This is a genomic window from Rhizobium sp. P1_E1 (assembly GCF_056406015.1).
The window spans coordinates 1-3,539 of sequence record NZ_JBFUAY010000344.1 but is presented as its reverse complement, the minus strand read 5'-3'; the positions used below and the strand labels follow the sequence as shown (position 1 = coordinate 3,539).

Genomic DNA, 3,539 nt, shown 5'->3' with positions numbered 1-3,539 from the left:
GCCTTTGACGCGGATGTTCTACAACGGCCAGTTATTCCACAGCGCGACAGAACGATCCGCGAACTGTGCGTTCACACCTTCCAAGTCGCGGAATCATTCCTGCGCCAGGTTGCCGATGACACGATCGATGCACGCGCGATTTACCTAGACCCTCGACCAGACATACAGACTAGAGCCGACATGCTCTCCTATGTCGACGATGTGCGCTGCGAATATCGCAACACTTTCATACCTGCGAATTCCAGCGCCAAGCCTGACTATCTCAACACGCATTACGGACAACAGCCGTTTGCGCAGGTGCTTGAGCGTGGCGTGTGGCACACTGCACAGCACGCCAGACAGCTCGACCACGTTGCTGCAGGTATTGGTTTCGAGCTGCAGATTCCGCAAGCCCTATATCTGGGACTGCCCATACCCAACCGATTATGGTCCTAAGGATGGCGAACTCCTGCGCGGCTTAACCTGGTGCGCCTTCTCGCTTGACAAGTTTAGCGATCTTCGCGCGCGCGAGACTTCAAAGCTGATCTTGGAAAATCGCTGCCGCAAGCCCGAAAGGATGGGGGGAAGCACCTGAAGTGGTGATCCATTTTCAGAGAGATAGATTTTTTATGCCCCTTGATGCCTGGCTTCATAACCTCGGCATATACTGCCATATTTCAGCCTGCGATGATCTTGATGGGGCGTCGGACGGTATCATCAGCCATATTTCGGCTTGCAACGCTGCATTTGATATTGCATCGTTCCGCTGCCAGGACGGAACGGACGCCGGCGACACCTGCCTGTCCAATGCACAGATCCAAGCTGTCCGATTAATTACGTCTGAATACAAACCAGGTGTGACGATCGCGGGAATGGATACATTCCCGAAATGGCCGTTCTTGGAGGGTGCTCCCTTTCAAGGTCCGTCAAATTTTGGGCTGTTGCGCCAGCCGTCAAATCCAATCACCGGCAAGGAGGCCCTGCTCTACTCGGCGGGAGATCAAACCGTTAAGTTCATCGTGACCCGCAACCCGCAATTCGATGCAATGACCTTCGATCCGCAAGAGTGGAAAGACCGGCTTTCTGTGTTGGGATCAATCATGGACGTCACCGATGTGAGCCTGGACGGTTTCCTGTCCAAGGGCGGCAAGATCATCCTGATACATGGTACGGCAGACGACTTGATCACCCCCCATAACTCCATCGCATACTACCAGCGGCAGCTCTCGCGATACGGACAAGACCGCCTAGATTCATTTTTGCGCTTTTACATGATCCCAGGCTACGGGCATGGCTTCGGGAAATTCAACGCAAAATACGCCAGCCTTGATGCTCTTGAAAACTGGGTCGAAAATGGCCGCGCTCCGAGCGGGCTCATTGCCGTTGACGGCAACCCGGGTGCGAACCGCTCCCGTCCGATGTGCGAATGGCCGGCATGGCCAAAATTTACCGGCAATCCTGGAACGGAAGGCGCGTCAACCAGCTACACCTGTGTAAAGGGCTAGAATGCGCCGCGGCGAAATCCGCCTTTGCGCGCGGCGCGCGCGCATGAAGATCTCCAGGTGTCCGAAAACTTCAGGGGAATTTGGACGAAAAGTCCAAACGTTGATTATAAGCTCTCATTATAGTGCTGACTGCAACGTGCTTCCCATGATCCGTCATGCCCCATAGTTACTGCCTTGAGGCAAGTCGCTGTGTAAAAAGGGAGGGATGCAGATGCCGAAAGTCGATGTGAGCATTTTAGCGAGAGGCCTGAGATTCCCAGAAGGCCCGGTGGCCATGAGTGACGGCTCGGTCTTTGTCGTGGAGCTTTCTGGCAAGGCGATCAAGCGGATTTCATCCGATGGAGAAGTGTCCATAATCGTGGACGCCGGCGGGAGCCCAAACGGCATGGCCGTCGGTCCGGATGGCGCTCTCTACATTTGCAACAACGGTGGCCTGATATTTCCGGAAAGTCATTTTCCGTCGGTCGGAATAGCGAGCGACTATCGGGGCGGCTACATCCAACGCCTGGATCTCAAATCTTACACCATCAGTGAGCTATATACCCACTGTGAAGATCGCCGTCTTTCAGCACCGAACGACCTTGTCTTTGACAGCCATGGCGGGTTTTATTTCACCGACCTTGGCAAACGACATTCCACGCATCGCGACCATGGCGGCGTCTATTACGCAAAGGCAGATGGCTCTCTAATAACGCGCGTCGTCTATCCCCTGCTGACACCGAACGGCATAGGCTTGTCGCCAGATGGAAACCGGCTCTATGTGGCCGATACGGAAACAGCACGCCTCTATGCTTACGACATCAGAGCGCCCGGCAAGATCGATCTGTTACCCTTTCCTGCACCGTACGGCGCCACAGTGCTTGTAGGGCTGCCCGGCTACCAACGTTTTGATAGTCTTGCTGTCGACCAGGAAGGAAACATCTGCATTGCCACTCTAGGCAGCGGTACGCTGACTGTCGTGTCTCCTTCGGGAGAATTGATGGAGCAGATTGAGTTCGACGAGACGTATCCCACCAACGTCTGCTTCGGGGGACCGAACAACCATACTGCGTATGTCACGCTGTCGGAAACCGGCAGACTCGTTTCCTTTCCCTGGCGCCGCCCAGGCCTGAAGCTCAATTTCAACCTTTGAATTTCTCTCGGATTTCAAGGGCGCGGCGCATGAAGGCCGCCCGTCGAATCCATGCCGTGTGGTAGATGATACCGACGTTGCGCGATAACGCTTTGTTGGCACGAATTAAACGCGTTTGGTGCATGTCCCGCGGGGATGGCACCACAAGATCTCTGGCTGATGCGCTACTACTCGCCCTATCAGGCGCTGCCGCCCCGCATCGCTTCGTTCTCAAAATTCTTCGAGCAACAGGTTGCGCCGCATATGGTGATGCTGGACTGAAGTCTGTCAGCGGCCCCATACCGTCTGCCTAGATCAGCGCATGGAAGACCGGTGCTATATCAAATCTGGGAAGGGCGCGTTCCCGGTTGCTCTCTACACCTCCGCGTCTTCCTCCAAGCGGATACCCGCCTGGATACCTTCAAGACTTCGGCCAACAGCAACGGGGGCCTGGAGCGACTGGGTGTCGCAACAACTGGATGATGCGAAGGCGGGACAGCCACAGGTCTACGACTTTGACGCTCCGCGGCTTCGCTTCTTCAGCCTGTTCAAGACGCCACTTGCCGCCGATGCCGTCGAGAAGGACATAAGTCGCACGGTGTTTCCTCGTCTGGTGGCAATTGACTTGGCTACCGACGAAGAGCGCTGGACAGCCGCCGCTCGCTCGTCATGACGCGGCATATGCTGAATTGCGGCAGCGGAGTCTTATGCCTGCCGACGGAGTTGAGTTTGTTATTGCGCTGCTCATCGGATGGTCGCTAAGTCATGCTGCCATAGCAGTGCGTCTTTGTGTCGGACGAGCTACTTCGGCCAGATAGAATTCGAGACTCCAAGGCAATTCAATGACCGAACAGCTTTCTCTTCCTCGCGATCGAATTTCCGTGCTTCTGATGGAAGGGATCAGTCAGAGCGCGGGGGACTACTTCGCTTTATCCGGCTACGTC

4 protein-coding genes and 1 pseudogene are annotated in these 3,539 nt (G+C 55.4%); all 5 read left to right on the top strand.

Features of this window, described 5'->3' with window-relative positions; translation table 11 throughout:
- The coding region (locus tag AC1D1Z_RS35345; RefSeq protein ID WP_477853430.1) for a hypothetical protein at positions 1–435 on the top strand (435 nt) is incomplete at its 5' end.
- A gap of 140 nt (positions 436–575) precedes the next feature.
- On the top strand, positions 576–1,484 hold the full coding sequence (locus AC1D1Z_RS35340; protein ID WP_018517550.1) for a tannase/feruloyl esterase family alpha/beta hydrolase: 909 nt from the start codon (positions 576–578) through the stop codon (positions 1,482–1,484).
- Between the two features lie 211 nt (positions 1,485–1,695).
- Positions 1,696–2,616 carry an SMP-30/gluconolactonase/LRE family protein gene (locus tag AC1D1Z_RS35335; RefSeq protein WP_032990428.1) on the top strand — a complete coding sequence of 307 codons (921 nt, stop codon included), beginning with the start codon at positions 1,696–1,698 and terminating at the stop codon, positions 2,614–2,616.
- Between the two features lie 112 nt (positions 2,617–2,728).
- Positions 2,729–2,877 (top strand): annotated as a pseudogene (locus tag AC1D1Z_RS35330) (LysR family transcriptional regulator); the annotation flags it as partial.
- Positions 2,878–3,058: 181 nt separating this feature from the next.
- The gene (locus tag AC1D1Z_RS35325; RefSeq protein ID WP_065277196.1) at positions 3,059–3,268 is read left to right on the top strand and encodes a hypothetical protein; all 210 of its coding nucleotides are present in this window, start codon (positions 3,059–3,061) and stop codon (positions 3,266–3,268) included.
- Positions 3,269–3,539 lie beyond the last annotated feature (271 nt).